Here is an 18,697-nt window from a genome sequence, read left to right as displayed (position 1 = left end):
CACTCGTGCAAAGCTCTCATGAATAGTATCATTCAAGCCAAGTTTTGATTTCGCCGCATCGTGTCAATCCAACAACGATGCGTCAGGTAATAAAGGTTCTCTACCATGATTGATCGCCAATTTCCGATTACCCGTATGCGCCGTATGCGCAAGGACGACTTCTCGCGCCGCTTGATGCGCGAAAACGTGCTCACCGCCAACAACCTGATTCTACCGGTGTTTGTCATCGAGGGGCACAACAAGCGCGAACCGGTCAAGTCCATGCCCGGCGTAGAGCGCTTGAGTATAGACCTTTTGGTTGCCGAAGCCCAAGAAGTTTATGCGCTGGGCATTCCGATGATCGCGATCTTCCCGGTCACGCCGGACGAGGCTAAATCTTTGGAGGCGGAAGAGGCCTACAATCCTGACGGCTTGGCACAAAGAGCGGTGCGCGCCATCAAGGCGGCCTGCCCGAATCTGGGCGTGATGACCGACGTGGCATTGGACCCTTTCACCACCCACGGTCAGGACGGGATTATCGACGAAGACGGTTATGTATTGAACGACGACACCATTGATGTGTTGATGCAGCAGGCGCTGTCGCACGCCGAAGCCGGAGCGGATGTCATCGCCCCTTCCGATATGATGGACGGGCGCATTATCGAAATCCGCGAACTGCTCGAAGACCACGGCTACATCAATACCCGCATTATGGCCTATTCGGCCAAATACGCCTCGGCCTATTACGGGCCTTTCCGCGACGCGGTCGGCTCGGCCGCCAATCTCGGCAAAGGCAACAAAAAAACCTACCAGATGGATCCGGCCAACAGCAACGAAGCGCTGCACGAAGTCAGCCTCGATTTGAACGAAGGCGCCGATATGGTCATGGTCAAGCCGGGCGTGCCCTATCTGGACATTGTGCGCCGCGTCAAAGACGAATTCAAAGCGCCGACCTATGTCTATCACGTCAGCGGTGAGTACGCGATGATCAAGGCCGCCGCGCAGAACGGCTGGATTGACGAACGCGCCGTGGTCCTGGAAACCCTGTTGAGCTGCAAACGCGCCGGCGCCGACGGCATTCTGACCTATTACGCCAAACTCGCCGCCATCTGGCTGCGTGAAGACGCTAACCAACCTTTGTAATTCAACGTTTTTAAACTCAACAGGCCGGGTAAGTTTATTCACTACCCGGCCTGTTGAGTTTTTATCCACGATTTTTCGGAACCGCTAGCCATGACCGATCTCTATGCCGTGGTGGGATTTCCCATCAGCCACTCCAAATCGCCGCTGATTCACCGCCTGTTTGCCGAACAGACCCAACAGGATTTGGTGTATGAAGCCATTCTGATCGACAGCGAAGAGACCAGCTTTGCCTGGGCGATGGAAGACCTCAAGCGCCGCGGCTACAAAGGTATTAACATCACCGTACCCTACAAGCTCGACGCCTTTGAATATGCCGACGAACGTTCGCCGCGTGCCGAGATAGCCCAGGCGGTGAACACCTTTATGTTCAGAGAGGACGGCACGACCTTTGGCGACAACACCGACGGCATCGGTTTGGTCAACGATATCGAAATCAACGGCCAGCGCCCGTTTGCCGGGAAAAGCGTCTTGATTCTGGGAGCCGGCGGAGCCGTGCAGGGAATATTGCAACCCATGTTGGAAAAACAGCCGGCGAGCATCCATATTGCCAACCGCACCGCCAAACGGGCGGAGGTATTGGGGGAGCGTTTCGATAGCGCCATTCCGATGACGGCGAGCGGCTGGGAGGACATTCCTGTAATGCACTATGACATTATTATCAACGGCACTTCCGCCAGCTTGGAAGGCAAACTGCCGCCGATCAGCACGGACGTGATCGGCACGCACTCCCTGGTGTACGACATGATGTACGCTGCAGAACCGACCGTGTTTTTAAACTGGGCCAAAGGCGCCCAACCCAACTGCCAAACCCTGGACGGGCTGGGCATGCTGGTCGGTCAGGCCGCGGAAGCCTTTTACCTTTGGCGCGGCGTGCGCCCGCAAACCCAGCCGGTTATCGACGCGGTAAGAGAACTGATTTCGGCAAAAGCCTGATCAGTTAAAGGCCGCCAGCCCGCTCAAAAAACCGGGGATCCGCGGAATAACCAACCGCCCCCAAAGTCTTTCCGCAAGGCTTTCTGCGAGGGTGCCATTATGCTTCGGCTACATAATCATTTTTCAATTTAACGTAGTGCTCTGCCGAATATTTGAAAAAGGCGATCTCCTGCTCGGTAAGCGCTCTTACCTGTTTAACCGGCGAGCCCACATACAAATAACCGCTTTCCAACACCTTGCCGGGAGGCACCAGACTGTTGGCGCCGACCAACACCTGTTTCTGCACCACGGCGTTATCCAGCACCACCGCGCCCATGCCGATCAAACACTCATCTTCGATAACACAGCCGTGCAAGACCACATTGTGGCCCACCGTCACATCGTTGCCGACAATGCATTTGGAACCCTTTGAAGTAGCGCTTTCATGGGTGGTATGCAGCACACAACCGTCCTGAATATTGGTGCGCTCGCCAATCACAATGTCATTCACATCGCCGCGCAAGGTCGCATTGGGCCAAATACTGGCATCTTCGCCTAAGCGGCATTTGCCAATCACCACCGCAGACTCATCCACCCAGCTAGTTTCATGCAATTGCGGCAAAATACCACGATAACTTCTTATTGCCATACTTCTTCCCATTAACTCATATTTGTTTTCAATGCATTATAGCCAGGCCCCAGCACACCCTTTAATAATTTCTTTTTATGCGCTTTAAAAACTATTCATTTTAGAACGTATCCGTTTATCGTTAGGATAGTAATCAAATTAAGTAAAAGGCCCACCATGACTGCAAGCAACCTGAATCCTCAGATCACCACCGAAAAACGCATGGCAAAACGCCTACCATCCAGCCGTCCCGTTATTTTAATTATTAACGAGCGAACGCTGTACGCCGTTATGACCGATTTTTCCAAACACGGCATCGGGTTTATGGCGGATATCGAAATCCCGCGCCATGAACGCGTCGAGGTGCATTTCGATATCGCCGCCCCCCAGCAAATCACCTCATTTCAGTTCAAAGCAGAAGTCAAACATTGCTATAAACTGCAATCCCAAAGCCATATCGGCGTCAAACTCGATTTCCCGAACCGGGATTATCTAAGCCTCTATGAATCCTTGGCTTCTGCCTGATCAACCATATTCCATTGATTTATGGTGAATATTAGCGTTAGAATCAAAACGGTAACCTGCCTAACGCTTTCTCTGACCCTGCGAGGTGCCTGATGACCGAAGACCATACCGTTCCTAATGAAGATTCTGCGGAAGAAAAACGCAGAGAACCTCGTTATCACACCTATAAAAGCTCTGTGCTTCTCCACGAAAATCAGGAAATCTACACGACTATTATCGACCTCTCCGCCAGCGGCCTCGGCTTACTGTGTGCGATTGAGCTGCAACCGGGCGAACAGGACGACCTGCTCTATAACATTGAAACCCTCAGCCAATTCAATGAGGCAAGTAAAGAGACGGCACAGCCGTCCATGCTGCATCTTCCTATCGAAGTCGTCAGAGTCAGTGAAGCCGAAGACGAATATGTGGTCGGTGTGAAATTACGCAAAGTACCCGAAGAGTACCACGCCATTTTGAAACGCGTTGCCGACATGCAAGCCACCTTGGGCATTGTTCGCCCGCCAGAACCAAACGAAGACGCGCCGACCCAAACCTAACCGGCCTGTTGAAAAACGGATTCCTTCATTTTTCAGTTTAAATGACCAATTACGCATAAATTACACTCTATTGGCATTAACCGGTTGTTTATACACTGCTTTTTTTGGTATAGTGAAAGAACGATTTTATTAAGTTCTTTAGGTTAAGTATGCCCAACAGCGCTATTCACCATATCACCCAAGACAAACGCTGCGCACCGCGCTTTGCCACCTATAAAAGCTCGGTAATGATTCGCGACGATGAAGAAATTTATACCACTATCGTCAATATCTCCGCGAGCGGCATTGGTTTTTTAAGCGCCGTGCCTCTGCAAGTCGGTGATTTAGTGGACATCGTGTGCAGTGTCGAACAGTTTTGCAGCCTCACGCAAGAAGTGATCGATACCACCATTGCACTGCCAATCGAAATCGCCCGCATCGTCGAAGAGGACGGCGAATTTATGGTAGGCGCCAAAGTCCATCAGGTGACATTCGAGTTTCGCCAGATGCTCAAAAAACTCGCCGACCTGCATACTGAATTCGGCACAATCAAAACGCATGACCCGGATTACCATCCCGGAATGAACCCCGAGAGCTAACACAAACAAATTGCTTTCATGCGGAAATCAAAAAGGGCGGGACGTTTTAAACGTACCGCCCTTTTTATTTAAGAGATGCTCAATCGTTGTTATTAACGCATTGTCACCAGTTCTTCCGAACTCGAAGGATGAATCGCAATTGTCGCATCCAAATCCGCTTTGGTCGCGCCCATCTGCACCGCAACGGCAAACCCTTGCAGCATCTCGTCGGCACCGTCACCCACAATATGGATGCCCACCACCTTCTCCTCTTCACCGGCCACTACCAGCTTCAAAGCGGTTTTGATCTGATGCGAGGTGAAAGCATAACGCATCGGCGTGAAGGTTGAGGTATACACCTTGATATTGTCATGGCCATATTGGCTACGCGCATCGTGTTCCGCCAAACCGACCGTACCGACCGGCGGGTGCGAGAAGATCACGGTGGGTACCGAGCTCAAATCCAGCTTCAAATGCGGCTTGTTGTTATATAAACGCTCCGCCAGATAACGTCCGGCGCGGATCGCCACCGGCGTGAGCTGCGCTTGACCGGTGACATCGCCAATCGCGTAGATGTTATCCACCGCCGTCTTATGGCAATCGTCCACGTCAATAAAGCCCCGACCGTTTGCCTGCAAGCCGACATTCTCCAGCTTCAGCGGTTCAATCAGGGTTTCGCGGCCGACGGCCCACACCACCTGGTCAAAACCTTCCAAATGCTGTCCGTCCTCGCTTTCAACCGTAATCGTGCCGTCTGCGGCCTTAATCAGCTTCTTAACCTTAAAATGATACTCTTTATGGATGCCTGCGGTGATCATCGCATCCGTCAGGGTTTCACGAATCATGTCGTCAAAACCGCGCAACACCAAATCCTTGCGGCTCAACAGACTGGTTTCGGTTCCCAATGCCTGAAACACGCCGGCCAATTCCACGGCGATATAGCCGCTGCCGATCACCGCGACTTTTTTAGGCTGTTCCGTCAGCTGGAAGAAACCATCCGAGGTAATCCCCAGGTCGCCGTTTTCGGTTTCCTGAGGAATCGTCGGTCTGCCGCCCGGCGCAATCACAATCGTCTCGGCCGTGTAACGCTTACCATCCACTTCGACCGTATGGTTATCGACAAAACTGCCCCAACCGTGCAGTACATCCACGCCTTTGTCTGCCATATAACCGTCGTACCAGGTCGTGATGTTTTTGATGTACTGTTCGCGCTTGGCCACCAGAGTGGCCCAATCAAATCCCTTGGTTTCCGTTGCAAAGCCAAAATCCGGCGCATCACGCAAGGCTTCGGCGATATGCGCCCCAAACCACATGACTTTCTTCGGCACACAACCGATGTTTACGCAGGTACCGCCCAATTTCTTGGCTTCGACAACGGCGCATTTCTTGCCATACTCGGCCGCTCGCTCTACGACTGACAAGCCGCCGCTGCCGGCACCGATCGCAATCAAATCATAATCATATTTCATACATCATCCCTTATCTAAAGGCCCTTAACAAAAAAGGGTCGAAATAGTTCGACCCTTTAAGCTACGCAGTTCAAACCACCGCTAAGATGGTCTTCAACCTTATTTAGCGAAGTAGGCCTCTAGGTCGTCAGAACCACCAATGTACTCGCCTTCAATAAAGATTTGCGGTACTGTGCCGGCATTGGCAATCGCGCGAAGCGTACGAGACGTGACACCACTGTTAGAAATCGTGATCTCTTCGTAGGAAATGCCTTTATCTTCCAGCATCGCTTTCGCTTTCGCGCAGAACGGGCAGCCCGGTTTGGTGAAAATAGTCGCAACGCGTGGCGGTTTGGCATTCGGGTTGATGTAGTTCAGCATCGTGTCCGCATCAGAGACTTCAAACGGGTCACCCGGTACTTCCGGCTCGATGAACATTTTTTCAACTACGCCATCTTTCACCAGCATCGAGTAACGCCATGAACGCATACCAAAACCGATGTCTTCCTTGTTCACCAGCATGCCCATGCCTTCCGAGAACTCACCGTTGCCGTCAGGAATCAGACGCACATTGTTGGCTTCCTGGTCTTTCGCCCATTCGTTCATAACAAAGGTATCGTTGACCGACATACAGACGATTTCATCCACGCCGTTTTTAAAGAAAACCGGTGCCAGCTCGTTAAAACGTGGCAGGTGAGTTGATGAACAGGTTGGTGTAAACGCACCTGGCAGTGAGAATACGATAACTGTTTTGCCTTTGAAAATTTCATCGGTCGTTACATTAACCCACTCACCATTCTGACGAGTACGGAATGTGACGTTAGGAACACGTTGACCTTCTTTGTTTGGTAATGCCATTTTTATATCCTCTGATTGAATTGCGTTGAAACAATGACTTGTACAACTTTACTTTACAAAACCTAATTTTTCAAACCACCATAACGATGACGTGGATGCTAGTTTAGAAAAACCCAGTTAATTAGTAAAATTGATTGTATAAAATATTTTAATAGCCTGTCACTATCAAAAACCCATTTATTGCAGGGTTGTTCCCTGTAAAGCGCGCATAAACGGCTCTAACACCTCTTTCTCCTGCGCATACTTCATCAGCAAACCCAACACCGCCTGGTCTTCATGCTGCGAAGCAATCCGCGCGCACAGCTGATAATCGCGATCCGTCACCGAACCGCTGAAGCCTTTTAACTCCAGAAGCGCCGCCACCGCGCCGACATTCTGCAACAGACAGGCCGCCTGCAACGCCTTAACGGGTTCGCCCGAGGCATCCTTGCCCACCTCCAGCTGCGGCGACACAAAATGCTCCTGCACCAGCACCATCGTCATCCAATAGTTCATCTCCGGCGATTCGGTACTTTCCAGCACATTCAAAAAAATCTCTTTGGGATCAATGCGATGTTTCTGAATCAGGCCTTTCACCGTATCCGAAAACGCGGCGCGCGCCTGAGCGTCCAAATTCAATAAATTCATGTTAATCCGTGTCCAATCGTGAGTGAGCGCATCATTATAACGCGAAACTATAACGCCAAGCCGCAGGCCACCGCAGAAGCCCAGGCCCACTGAAAATTGTAGCCGCCCAACTGCCCGGTCACATCCAGCACCTCGCCGATAAAATACAACCCCGGCTGTTTTTTGGCCTCAAAGGTTTTGGAAGAGATTTCATCGGTATCCACCCCGCCCAGGGTGACTTCCGCCTTGTCGTAACCGGCGGTGTCGTCCGGATAGAGCGTCCACTGCGTCAACTGCTGGGCATACTGCTTCAGCTGCTCGTCGGGAATATTCGCCAACTCCCCTTCCAACGGATAAAGCGCCAACCAGAACTGCATAAAACGTTTCGGCCAATGCTGTCCCAAAAATTTGGACAGGCCGGCTCCGCTGCGTTTCAAACTCAGCAACGCAGCATACACATCCTGTTTCGGCAGGGTATTGAGCACAATCGGCTCGCCGGGCAGCCAATAATTGGAGGCCTGCAGAATGCCCGGCCCGCTCAACCCGAAATGGGTGAAAAGCACCGCTTCATTAAAGGTTCTGCCGCCCGCGGTGACCGCCATCTCCAGCGACAGACCGCTTAAGTCCGCAAAGCGCTGCTGCCACTTGCCCGCAAAACTCAACGGCACCAGGCCGGGACGACACTGCGTCACCTGCAACCCGAATTGCCGGGCGAGTTCATAACCCAAACCGCTTGCCTTGAGCTTGGGAAACGACAAACCGCCGGTGGCCACCACCAGTTTGGCCGCCTGCCACTCTCCCTGCGACGTGCTCAGCGTAAACCCGCCGTCAGGCAAGGCCGAAACGGCTTCGATGTGCGTGTGCGTCAGCACCTCAACGCCGGCCCAATCACACTCCTGACGCAAAATGGCGATCAGATCGGAGGCTCGCTCGACACAGAACAATTTGCCCAGTTCGCGCTGTTCATACGCCAGAGCGTGACGCTCCACCAGTTCAATAAACGCACTCGAAGGGTAACGCGACAGCGCACTTTTTACAAAATGGGGATTGGAGCAGAGGTAATGATCGGGCGTGACATTCAAATTGGTGAAGTTGCATTTCCCCCCGCCGGATATGCGGATTTTGGCCGCCGCCTTGGGCGCATGATCCAGCACCAGAACCCGTTTACCCTGATAGCCCGCTGTGGCGGCACACATCAAACCGGCGGCTCCCGCCCCCAAAACGATTACATCCCACTCACGGGGCAAACTGGTTGCAGTCATGCTTTTTAAAACCGAACAGGCCGGGGTTCACCGGCATTGAAGAGAAACATAAAAATAAAGATCCTGAGGCCTGTTAAATCGCCACCCATTGCGCGCCGCGGCGTTCCGCCTCGGCCACCAGGGCTTCATAACCCTGCTGCGCCAGATCCGGCAAGCCTTCCACACCCAGATCGATGGTACGGCGGTCATCGTCACCAATGCTCGGCAAGCTGAACAAGCGCAACTCCGGAAAACGCACTTCAAACGCCTCCATGAACGTCACCCATTCGGACTCCTGCCCGTCAATCAGCCGCAAGGCTTTTTCGACGCGCTCGGGCTGCTGCAAATCGGCATAGTAGCTGTTCAAGACCCACTCCATCATCGGCTTGGCCATCATCGGAAAACCCGGCATAAAATGATGGTCTCTGATCGAAAAACCCGGAACGCGGTTGTAAAAATTCGGAATAATCGCCGCACCTTGCGGATACTCCGCCATGCGGATTCGCTGTGGATAGGCATCGGCACCGAACTGCGCCTCAATTTCGGCCACCGCCGCGGGGTGACGCGCCAACGGCAAATTCAGCGCCTTGGCGGCGCACTGCCGGGTGCGGTCATCGGGCGTGGCGCCAATCCCGCCAAAACAAAAGGTAATGCCGCCTTCGGCAAAACTCTGTTGCAGCATCTGCGTCAGCAGCTCCGGCTCGTCACCCAGCATCGTGACCCGACTGACCGCCAAGCCGCGCGGTTTCAAGAGCTCGTTGGCCTGCAGCAGATGCTTATCCTGGCGTTTGGACGAGAGGATTTCATCACCGATAATAAACAAACTAATACGTTGCAGCACAGCCATCCTCGTCCATTTTCTTAGGGTTTGTCCTTGTCCTGATGCATGGTTTCCAGCACATGGCTGACGCTGTCCCCCACCTCTGCGAGCTTCTCGACCACCACCTTGCCGCCGTCCAACCCCTGCAGCGCCAAATCGCGGCTGCCAAACCAGTCAAACATCACCGCCAGCGCGATCAAACCCACCAGCAAAAAAAGCATAATCAGTTTACCAAACATATACGCATCCCCCGTTCCGATGCCGTTTCAGACAGTCACAAAGAAGACCCGGCAGCCGCGTCTTCTGACAAGATTTCCGTTAGATGCGAAAACACCTGCATCGCCAGATCATTAATCACCGCACGTTTGGCATCCTCACTCCATTCACTGCCCGCGGCCACTTCACTTTGCCACTGCGCCACCGGCAGCCCCAAGGTGCTCTTAATCACCACCTTGGCGCGCATCTGCATCGGCGGCGGCGCAAAACGCTCATCGGTTAATTCAATATCGTACTCAAAATGCAGATCAGGCCCTTTGGCACTCACCTCTATGCCATAATCGCGCAAGGCTTGCATAAAGGGCGTCTCATAATCCTGCGCCTCGACCACCAATGGATCGATAACCACCGAGAACTGTTGGCATAATACCGTGAAGCGTCGATCCAGAATGGCGGCTATGCTGCTGTGTTCTTTCAAATCGGGCTGTAAACGCTGCTGCCAGCCCTGCCAGAACTTATAGGCTTCCACCAGCGGCAGAGCGGGCGCCAGCTGCTTGAGCTGATCAAAACGACTGCCCGATTGCGTCATAAAACGGTACGCCATCAACTGCTGGTTGAGCTCGTCCATCTTCTGCTGAATCTGCTGCAACAAGGGCGCATGCGCCAACGCGACCTCCACGGTCACCACGCCCTTTTTATCGTCGACGCGGCTGGAAACCACCTCCGGCGCGGGCAAAGACCACTGCGGCAAATGCGCCTGCGCTTTTGCGCGCAACTGACGTTCCAGCTGAGAGTGATATACAGGGGCAGAAAACGGCAGGTTCAAACGCGCAAGCACCTGCTGTTGCGCTTGTTCGGTCGCCATCGCCAGCGCCTCTTGGGGATGGTCAATCAAGGACACCCGGGCAAAGCCATAGGAAAAACCCTGTACCTCCTGCACAACCGGCAGTTCATCCGCCGCATCGGGCACATTGGCCGCACAGCCTTCCAGCCCCATGGCTCCAAAGCACATACCTAGCACACACAGCTGCTGAAGTAACTTAGGCAACTTCACCTCTTCTCCTCCCTAAGACTCTATACTTATTAGGCCCTATACTTAGTGCGGTTCATCATACCATTTTATGAAGAATAATCACCGCCTAAGCGCATTTTAAAGCGCCTTGCCGCTGCGCCACTGGCGAATCGCAAAGCGTGCCGGATGGGTGGCGCGATACAGCGACAACGGCATCGGCAACGTCTCTCCCAAAATCTCCGCGACGAGCAGATCCGCCGCCAGAAAAACCGACATCAAACCGCGCGGCCCGTGTCCGTTCGAAACGAACAGGCCGGGTTGATAACGCTGCGGCGCATAACGGTACAGCGCATGGGTATGCGACTGACTCAAATAGGCGCCTTGCATCCACTCAGGATCGGCCACCGCCCCCACAATCGGCAGATGGTCCGGCGTGGTCGGCCTGAAGGCGATGCGCCCGTCCACCTGCTCGGGCGTAGTCGACAACCACGTCGGCATAGCCGAAGCCGCCTGTTGCAAATTCGCGGCATGTCCCTGCACGGATAAATCCGTCGTCATGTCGGGCGCCTCAAAGGTCGCGCCGGTCACCGCCCGAGCGTTGCCGCACGGCGCCGAATAGCCCTCATGCGTCACCGTACAGCGCAACGGCCAATGCTGCATCGATGACTCAAGGTGGGTCACCTGACCTTTTACCGGCCGGATCGGCAGCTGCAAAAGCGCATTCAAGCGTTCATCCAATGCACCGCTGGCCACCACCACGCAGGCCGCTTCAAACTGCGCGTTTGGCGTCGTGATCCGCCAACCGGATGATATGGCCTGCAGACCGCTCACCGCCTGCCCGTAGTTCACGCTAATATGGGGATGCTGCAAACAGCGCTTCACCACCGACGGCGGGTTCACCCAGCCGCCACGCGGGAAGAACAGCCCGTCAGAAGAGACCTCACCGCCAACCTTGTCAGCAGCCTCCTGCGCCGACAGCCACACGGCAAAATCCTCCGGCAAACCCACGCGCTCCAACGCCTCCAGCACCCGCTGGCGCCCGATTTCATTGACCGCCAGCTGCAGCAAACCGTTAAGGTCGCCTGCAATCTCGCCTTGTTCAATCCACGGCAACAGCGTGCGCAAAGTCGCCTCAAAGCCGAGCAGATACCACTGGCTGCGCAGATTCCAATCGGCGGTCACCAACGGATGTACCGCTCCCGCCCAGTTGCCGGAGGCGTGTTGTGCGGCTTCGGTTTCCGCCTCCAGAACCCGCACTTTACGCCCCGCCCGCGCCAGGGCATACGCCACGCTGGCACCGGCCAGACCGGCGCCGATCACCACCACTTCTCCCTCGGGAGCCGCCGACGGACGCACAAACCACGGCGCTTTTGAGCTGAACGGCCGCTTCTGCGCCAGCTCGCCGTGACACATCTCGCGCTTGCGTCCATGACCGCGTGCTTTCTTGACCGCAAAGCCGGCTTTTTCCAAACCGCGACGTACCTCGCCGGCCGCCGTAAAAGTGGCAAACGTGGTCTGTTCGTGGCTTAAGCGCGCCATCTGCTGAAACAGCGCCGGCTGCCACATCTGCGGGTTTTTGGCCGGCGCAAAGCCGTCCAGAAACCAGGCATCAATCAAGGCGCACGCGCTGTCATCCAACTCCGGCAGCCCCGCAAGCACATCACCGAACCACAACGTCAGACGGATTCTGCCGTTTGCCAGCCACAGATCATGCCACCCCGGCAGCAGATCAGGATAATGTTTCTGCAACGCCTCGCAGAGCGACTGAAACGGCGTGTAATGCTGGTGCGCCCGCTGCAGATCGGCCAGCGCCAGCGGATACTTTTCAAACGAGATGAAATGCAACACGCCGGCAGACGTCGCTTGCAGCCAGGCGTCCGCCGCCACCAGAAAATTCAGCCCGGTGCCGAAGCCGGTTTCGGCGATGCGGAACGACCCGGCCTGTTCAAAACGCTGCGGCAGACCGTTGTGCTGCATAAACACATAACGCACCTCCTGCACGCCGTCGTCACGCGAGAAATAGACATCGTCAAACTGCTGCGATTTGGGCACCTGCGCCTCGCTCCAATCCAACTGCGCCGCCGTCAGTTTTTCACTACTCATGATTGTTTCCGTTAAAACCGCTTAAAATTCTCAACAGGCCGGGTCTGCGGCCACGCCAAACGCCATTATAAACGTTTTGTCGCGGCGCATTTTCGCGACCTCTCCAACGCCGCCCATCATCGAAAACAACAGCCCCTCACAATGTTGTTGTTTTTCCGACCACTTTTCCCCTATCATCACGCTATGATTTCATTTGATTCGCTTACCGCACTCCGTCAAACACTCAAGCAGCGCCAACATCGCGCTCTGGTCATTCTAAGCGGCGAAACGGGCTGGCAGCACGGCTGGCTGACGTCGCTCTGGTCAGCCACCGAACGCGTCATCCAGATTGGCGAGGCCGACCTGTCGAGCGGCCATGAGATCGAGCAGATCGACAGCGGGCGACTGTTGCACCATCTGGGCGGCGAAGCCGACGGAATCATCATCGACGTCAGCCACGGCCTAAGCGCCAATTCACTCGGCATTGCCGCCGGCATGCTGCGCGCAGGCGGCCTGTTCATTCTGCTGACGCCGCCCACGGAACGCTGGCGCACGCAGAGCAATCCCGAAAACAGTCGCTTTCTCAACAGCCCCCTGCAACCCGAACACGCCTTTAACCACTTCACCGAACACCTTATCCGCCAGTGGCAAAATCCTGACGCACACGTTGTCTGGCTCTCGCAGGGTGAAAACGAAAGCATCCTGCTGGCACACGAAAAGCCTACTTCCAGCCAATCAATCGCGCTACCCACACCAGACCAACAACACGCCATCGACGCCATCGATACGGTGGCTTTCGGCCACCGCAAACGCCCGCTGGTCATCAGCGCCGACCGCGGCCGCGGCAAGAGCAGCGCGCTCGGACTGGCCGCAGTTCACTGCCTGCTCAAAGGCAAGCAACAGATCGTCATCACCGCGGCGCGTTTCGAACAGGCGCAAATCGCTTTTACACAGGCCGAAAAACAGCTCGAATCCCTGCCCGTCGAATGGCAGCATCGTAAACCCGGCCTGTTGAGTTTTGACTATCAGGGCGCAACGAAAACCCTCACGTTTATGGCGCCCGACCAACTGGTGCTGGAACCGACCGAAGCCGACCTGTTGATGGTGGACGAAGCCGCTCACCTGCCTGCTCCGTTGTTGACCGAGCTGCTGAAACGCCATCATCGCATGGTGTTTGCCACCACCCTGCACGGCTACGAGGGATCCGGGCGTGGCTTTGAACTGCGCTTCAAACAGACACTGGATGACCTGACCCCTGACTGGAAAGCCCTGCACCTGCAACAACCGATCCGCTGGGCCGAAAACGACCCGTTGGAACACGCCATCAACCGTGCGCTATTACTGGAAACCGCGCCAAACAAAGCAGCCGTGCCCGCACCATTGACGCAAGCGGATAGCAGCCAACTCCATATCCGCACAGTGAGCAGTGCGCAGCTGCTGCATCATCCCGACCTGCTGGAATCGGTCTTTTCCCTGCTGGTACAGGCGCACTATCAGACTTCGCCGAACGATCTGCAACAACTGCTGAACGCCCCCAATCTGCATATACTGGTCGCCGAGCATCAGGGTGAGGTTGTCGGCGTGGTCGTCAGCGTGGCCGAAGGCAAGATGCCGCCGCGCAGCAACCGCAGCCACGAGCGGGTGCATGGCCATCTGGTGCCGCAGCTGCTGACCAAGCACTACGCCACCACCGATTTCATGCTGCTTTCCACCTGGCGGGTGATGCGCATTGCCGTGCATCCCGCCAGACAGCGGCAGGGCATTGGCAGACGTCTGTTGCAGCACCTCGCCGAGAGTGCGCGTGCCGCGCGTATCGACTATCTCAGCAGCAGTTTCGGCGCCGACGAAACCCTGCTGCCTTTCTGGTGTTCGCTGGGCTATCAGCCACTGCATATCGGCGTCAAACGCGACAAAGCCAGCGGCCATTACAATGCCGTTGTCGCCCAAGCGCTTTCCTCGATGGCGCAACAGGCGCTGGCGGCGATTCACCGCCACTTCCAAAGTCAGTTTCCACATACGCTGATGGAATCTCTGCCGTATCTATCAGCCACGTTGATACTCGGCATTTTGCAGAGCTTCCGCTTCAAAACGCGCGAGCCGCAGCTCGAGGCCAGCCTCAGGGATTATCTGCATGACCAACGCGGCTACGAATCCATCAGCGCGCAGTTGTGGGAATGGAGCCTGCGCCACCCCCATAAAATCAAACAGCTCAGCAAAGCGCAACAGGCGGTTTGGTGTGACAAGATGCTCAAAAAGCACGGTTGGCCGCAGGTCGCCCACGACCATCATCTGGCGGGCAGAAAAGGGGTTGAGGAGCAGTTAAAAGCCAGTATCGAAACCCTGCTTCGGGCTTGAGCGTTTCACGTGAAACACCCAAAAAATTACCCGCACAGCGGCGGGTAAATTCAATCCTCAAAGGGGGATGTTTTTAAGAGGCAAATACCACGGTTTTGTTGCCGTGAATCAACACTCGGTCTTCCAGATGGTAGCGCAAGCCGCGCGCCAGCACAGTCTTCTCCACATCACGCCCCAAACGCTTCATATCGTCAATGCTGTGCGTATGGTTCACGCGGATCACGTCCTGCTCGATAATCGGGCCGGCATCCAGCACTTCGGTCACATAGTGACAGGTGGCGCCAATCAGTTTCACGCCGCGCTCGTTCGCCTGATGATAAGGGCGCGCGCCGACAAACGACGGCAGGAAGCTGTGGTGGATATTGATCACGCGGCCGGCAAAATCGGCGCACATCTGCGGCGGCAGAATCTGCATATAACGCGCCAGCACAATCAAATCCGCGCCATACTGCTGCACCAGCGCTTCGGTCTGCGCAAAGGCTTTGGGCTTGGTGTCCGGCGTGACCGGTACATGATGGAACGGCACGTTGTACCACTCCACCATGGAGCGCAAATCGTCGTGGTTGGCGATCACACAGACAATCTCGCCGGGCAGTTCGTTTTCATGCCAGCGGTGCAGCAAATCGGCCAGACAGTGCGACTCTTTGGACGCAAACAGCGCGATCTTTTTAGGCTTGGCGGTATCGGAGATGAACCACTCCATCTGAAACTTGTCGGCAATCGGTGCAAATCCGGCCTCAAACTCGGCCAAATCCTCTTGCAAAGACGACGCCAGAATTTCATGGCGCATGAAAAACCAGCCGTTAGAGGCGTCGGTATGGTGGTTGGCCTCCACGATAGTGGCGCCTTTATCGGCGATATATTGGGCTACAGCGGCAACAATCCCTACCTGATCGGGACAGGAAATAACCAAACGGTAAACTCGGCTCATGACGACATCCTTCCATTAAGCGCATTAAAACAGTCGATACTGGCGCGGCGGCGATCATAACCAATGCCCGAAACCTATGACCGCCGCCGCGCCAATTGTAAATACATCTAAAAAAACGTCAGTTTAGCGCATTCCTACCCGGCCTGCTCAGTTTTAAAACCCTATTTTTCAGCCGGAAAACGCACTGCCCGATCCACCCCAAAACACGGCAAACGCGCATTGAAACCGCAAACTTGCTATACTTTAAGGCTTTGTTAGCGTGTCTTTCGGATTGCAATGGGTTTTAACATGAAAATCGTCTCTTTTAACGTCAACAGCGTACGCCTGCGTCTGCACCAGTTGCAGGCGCTGATTGAACAAATCTCGCCGGACATCATCGGCCTGCAGGAAACCAAAGTGCAGGACCATGAATTTCCGCTGGCGGAAATCGACGCCCTGGGCTATCACGCCGAATTCATGGGACAGAAAACCCATTACGGCGTCGCCCTGCTGTATAAGAAGGGGCTAGCGCTGCAAGCCGTGCAAAAAGGCTGGCATCACGACGGCGACGATTCACAGAAACGCATGATTATCGGCGATTTCACCGCACCCGACGGCTCCACGCTGCGCGTGGTGAACGGCTATTTCCCGCAGGGTGAAAACCGCGACCACCCGGTCAAATTTCCGGCCAAAGCCAAATTCTATGCCGACCTGATGGAATACCTGCAAACCCAATGCGACCCCAGTCAGAATCTGGTGGTGATGGGTGACTTCAACATCTCGCCGCAGGACATCGATATCGGCATCGGCGAAGACAACCGCAAGCGCTGGCTGCGCGACGGCAAGACCAGCTTCCTGCCCGAAGAGCGCGCATGGTGGAACAACCTGCTCAACTGGGGCTTGAAAGACACCTTCCGTACCGTGCATCCGGATGTCAACGACGTTTTCAGCTGGTTCGACTACCGCTCCAAAGGCTTTGAGCGCGAACCGCGCCGCGGCCTGCGCATCGATACCATCCTCGCCACCGAAGCGCTCAACGCCAAGGCGGTTGCCAGTGAAGTGAGCTACGCCGTGCGCGCCATGGAAAAACCGTCCGACCACGCTCCGGTATGGACTGAATTCAACCTTTAAACCGCGAATCTTGAATCGTAAACGGAAACCGCATGAGCCAAGTCCACACCCTCAAAATCGTTCATCTGGAGCACTACACGGCCGATATTATCCGTTTGTTGATGCGCCCGGACTTCCCGATCCTCTATGCAGCCGGACAATACATTATGCTCGGCTTCGACCAGCACGACCTCAAGCCGTTTTCCATCGCCGCCGCACCGCGCGAGGACGGTTTGATTGAATGCCATATCCGCAAGCACGACGACAATCCGTGGATGCAGCGTCTGTTTGCCGTGCAGGTCGGCGATATGCTCGTCATGCAAGGCCCCAAAGACCAGATGCAGTGGCACGAACCGCACCAGCCGGTGATTTTCGTCGCCGGCGGCACGGGGTTTGCTCCCTTGAAGGCCCTGCTGGAGGAACACTTGCGCCATCGTACCGAAGTGCCGCTGCACTTCTACTGGGGCGCGCGTCAGGCTAAAGAGCTGTATATGCACCAGGCGATGATTGATCTGGAACGTCAGCACCCCAATCTGGTGTATGTTCCGGTTGTTTCCGAAACAGACCCGGATTGGCAGGGGTTAACCGGCCTGGTGCACCACCAGGTGCTCAAAGACTACCCGTCCTTGGCGCATAAAACCGTCTATCTGTGCGGTCCTTGGCCGATGGTGCAAGCCGCCAAAGCGGATTTTGCCGCGATCGGTCTGGCGGAGGGCGCGTGTTTCGCCTGAAAACCGGGCTGTTGCAGGCGGCCGCGGCGCTCCCCTTGCTACTCGGCTCAGGCGCCGTGCCGGCCGCAGAAAGCGGTGACACCACCAGCGCGGCGGCAGTCGCACCGCAGGACCTGACCGAAGTCGTTCCCAGCGGCTTCAATATCTGCGCGCACAACATGCTTATCAACGGTGCCGACACCCTGACGCTTGGCGAGATCCGCCAACAATGCGCCCAGGCCAAAGTGCCCGAGCAACCGCTCTCCAAACGCACCCTGAGCGAAACCCTGACCGAAAAAAATCCCTTTGTGCTCACCCCGCACCGTTTGAATTACGCGATTTTCGGCCACTACGGGCGGGTCAACGCCGCCCCTTTTGAACAGGCTTCGCAAAAGCAGCTGCATTATCAGGATACGGAGATGCAGTTTCAGCTGAGTTTTAAATTCCCGCTTGCCAAAAAGGTGATCTACGACACCTTCGACATCTACGCGGCCTATACCAACCGTTCGTTCTGGCAGTTCTTCGACGACAAAGACTCCATTCCGTTCAGAGAGACCAACCACGAACCGGAAATCTGGGCGGAGTTTCACGCCGACCTCGACTTCTTCGATTTCAATCTGCACAAAGTGCTGATCGGACTCAATCACCAGTCCAACGGCCAGTCCGGGAGCCTTTCGCGCGGCTGGAACCGCCTGTTCGTGCAAGGCCTGTTGCAACGCCCAGAGGGCTATCTGAGCTTTAAGACCTGGCAGCGCTTTGATGAAAAGGACGCCTACGACAACAGTTTCGATTACGCCAAGTATCTGGGAGACTATGAAATCGAGCTGGGCTATCGCATCAGGCAGCACACGTTGGGATTAACCTTGCGCAATCGTTATCTCATCAATCCTTACGGCGCCGTGCAGCTGGATTACACCTATCCGCTCAGCAAACGCCTCAAGGGTTATGTACAATGGTTTAACGGCTACGGCGACAGCCTTATCGACATGGACTTTCACCACAACAAGATAGGTATCGGCATCGTGCTGGCCGATCGCATTTAACACCGT

At 55.2% G+C, this 18,697-nt stretch carries 19 protein-coding genes; 9 read left to right on the top strand and 10 right to left on the bottom strand.

Annotation, left to right across the window (positions count from 1 at the left end; genetic code table 11):
- Positions 1-105 precede the first annotated feature (105 nt).
- Positions 106-1,122 (top strand): porphobilinogen synthase, encoded by a 1,017-nt coding sequence (gene hemB / locus HZ297_RS04685; RefSeq protein WP_178861846.1) that lies wholly within the window; start codon positions 106-108, stop codon positions 1,120-1,122.
- 90 nt (positions 1,123-1,212) lie between these two features.
- Positions 1,213-2,055, top strand: coding sequence for a shikimate dehydrogenase (gene aroE, locus HZ297_RS04680; RefSeq protein WP_178861845.1), 843 nt, complete (start codon positions 1,213-1,215; stop codon positions 2,053-2,055).
- Between the two features lie 97 nt (positions 2,056-2,152).
- Here aroE and HZ297_RS04675 read toward each other — a convergent pair whose 3' ends face one another.
- Entirely contained in the window at positions 2,153-2,683 is a 531-nt protein-coding gene (locus tag HZ297_RS04675) for a gamma carbonic anhydrase family protein (protein ID WP_178861844.1), read from the bottom strand.
- Between the two features lie 156 nt (positions 2,684-2,839).
- Here HZ297_RS04675 and HZ297_RS04670 point away from each other — a divergent pair, with 156 nt between their 5' ends.
- From HZ297_RS04670 to HZ297_RS04660, 3 genes are all read left to right on the top strand, one after another.
- Complete coding sequence (locus HZ297_RS04670; RefSeq protein WP_178861843.1) at positions 2,840-3,187, top strand: PilZ domain-containing protein; 348 nt, start codon at positions 2,840-2,842, stop codon at positions 3,185-3,187.
- Between the two features lie 92 nt (positions 3,188-3,279).
- The gene (locus HZ297_RS04665) at positions 3,280-3,723 is read left to right on the top strand and encodes a PilZ domain-containing protein (protein ID WP_178861842.1); all 444 of its coding nucleotides are present in this window, start codon (positions 3,280-3,282) and stop codon (positions 3,721-3,723) included.
- Positions 3,724-3,872: 149 nt separating this feature from the next.
- The gene (locus HZ297_RS04660) at positions 3,873-4,301 is read left to right on the top strand and encodes a PilZ domain-containing protein (protein ID WP_178861841.1); all 429 of its coding nucleotides are present in this window, start codon (positions 3,873-3,875) and stop codon (positions 4,299-4,301) included.
- A 92-nt stretch (positions 4,302-4,393) separates the two neighbouring features.
- Here the strand turns inward: HZ297_RS04660 and gorA are convergent, their stop codons facing one another.
- The 8 genes from gorA to mnmC form a co-directional block, all read right to left on the bottom strand.
- The gene (gene gorA / locus HZ297_RS04655) at positions 4,394-5,749 is read right to left on the bottom strand and encodes a glutathione-disulfide reductase (protein WP_178861840.1); all 1,356 of its coding nucleotides are present in this window, start codon (positions 5,747-5,749) and stop codon (positions 4,394-4,396) included.
- Between the two features lie 99 nt (positions 5,750-5,848).
- On the bottom strand, positions 5,849-6,586 hold the full coding sequence (locus HZ297_RS04650; RefSeq protein WP_178861839.1) for a glutathione peroxidase: 738 nt from the start codon (positions 6,584-6,586) through the stop codon (positions 5,849-5,851).
- A 177-nt stretch (positions 6,587-6,763) separates the two neighbouring features.
- A complete protein-coding gene (locus HZ297_RS04645; protein ID WP_178861838.1) occupies positions 6,764-7,213 on the bottom strand; it encodes a hypothetical protein in 450 nt (149 codons plus the stop codon).
- A 47-nt stretch (positions 7,214-7,260) separates the two neighbouring features.
- Complete coding sequence (locus HZ297_RS04640; RefSeq protein WP_178861837.1) at positions 7,261-8,454, bottom strand: BaiN/RdsA family NAD(P)/FAD-dependent oxidoreductase; 1,194 nt, start codon at positions 8,452-8,454, stop codon at positions 7,261-7,263.
- A gap of 73 nt (positions 8,455-8,527) precedes the next feature.
- Positions 8,528-9,280 (bottom strand): competence/damage-inducible protein A, encoded by a 753-nt coding sequence (locus HZ297_RS04635; protein WP_178861836.1) that lies wholly within the window; start codon positions 9,278-9,280, stop codon positions 8,528-8,530.
- 14 nt (positions 9,281-9,294) lie between these two features.
- Positions 9,295-9,492 carry a hypothetical protein gene (locus tag HZ297_RS04630; protein WP_178861835.1) on the bottom strand — a complete coding sequence of 66 codons (198 nt, stop codon included), beginning with the start codon at positions 9,490-9,492 and terminating at the stop codon, positions 9,295-9,297.
- Between the two features lie 35 nt (positions 9,493-9,527).
- Positions 9,528-10,517 carry a hypothetical protein gene (locus tag HZ297_RS04625; RefSeq protein WP_178861834.1) on the bottom strand — a complete coding sequence of 330 codons (990 nt, stop codon included), beginning with the start codon at positions 10,515-10,517 and terminating at the stop codon, positions 9,528-9,530.
- Positions 10,518-10,619: 102 nt separating this feature from the next.
- Positions 10,620-12,584, bottom strand: coding sequence for a bifunctional tRNA (5-methylaminomethyl-2-thiouridine)(34)-methyltransferase MnmC2/FAD-dependent 5-carboxymethylaminomethyl-2-thiouridine(34) oxidoreductase MnmC1 (gene mnmC / locus HZ297_RS04620; RefSeq protein ID WP_178861833.1), 1,965 nt, complete (start codon positions 12,582-12,584; stop codon positions 10,620-10,622).
- Between the two features lie 183 nt (positions 12,585-12,767).
- Here mnmC and HZ297_RS04615 point away from each other — a divergent pair, with 183 nt between their 5' ends.
- Positions 12,768-14,918 (top strand): tRNA(Met) cytidine acetyltransferase TmcA, encoded by a 2,151-nt coding sequence (locus HZ297_RS04615; RefSeq protein WP_178861832.1) that lies wholly within the window; start codon positions 12,768-12,770, stop codon positions 14,916-14,918.
- Positions 14,919-14,991: 73 nt separating this feature from the next.
- On the opposite strand, the gene purU is transcribed toward HZ297_RS04615, so the two are convergent.
- Positions 14,992-15,849 (bottom strand): formyltetrahydrofolate deformylase, encoded by an 858-nt coding sequence (gene purU / locus HZ297_RS04610; protein WP_178861831.1) that lies wholly within the window; start codon positions 15,847-15,849, stop codon positions 14,992-14,994.
- A 288-nt stretch (positions 15,850-16,137) separates the two neighbouring features.
- On the opposite strand from purU, the gene xthA reads away from it, so the two are divergent.
- The 3 genes from xthA to HZ297_RS04595 are packed head-to-tail and all read left to right on the top strand — an operon-like array spanning position 16,138 to position 18,691.
- Entirely contained in the window at positions 16,138-16,959 is an 822-nt protein-coding gene (gene xthA, locus HZ297_RS04605; RefSeq protein ID WP_178861830.1) for an exodeoxyribonuclease III, read from the top strand.
- A gap of 32 nt (positions 16,960-16,991) precedes the next feature.
- The gene (locus HZ297_RS04600; protein WP_178861829.1) at positions 16,992-17,669 is read left to right on the top strand and encodes an FAD-binding oxidoreductase; all 678 of its coding nucleotides are present in this window, start codon (positions 16,992-16,994) and stop codon (positions 17,667-17,669) included.
- Complete coding sequence (locus HZ297_RS04595; protein ID WP_178861828.1) at positions 17,657-18,691, top strand: phospholipase A; 1,035 nt, start codon at positions 17,657-17,659, stop codon at positions 18,689-18,691. Before HZ297_RS04600 ends, HZ297_RS04595 begins: the two co-directional genes overlap by 13 nt.
- The last annotated feature ends 6 nt before the right edge of the window (positions 18,692-18,697 follow it).

Origin of the sequence: Thiomicrorhabdus cannonii (assembly GCF_013391695.1) — a bacterium.
Classification (GTDB): Bacteria; Pseudomonadota; Gammaproteobacteria; order Thiomicrospirales; family Thiomicrospiraceae; genus Thiomicrorhabdus; species Thiomicrorhabdus cannonii.
The sequence above is the reverse complement of the archived record's forward strand: the minus strand, read 5'-3'. Positions and strand labels throughout refer to the sequence as shown.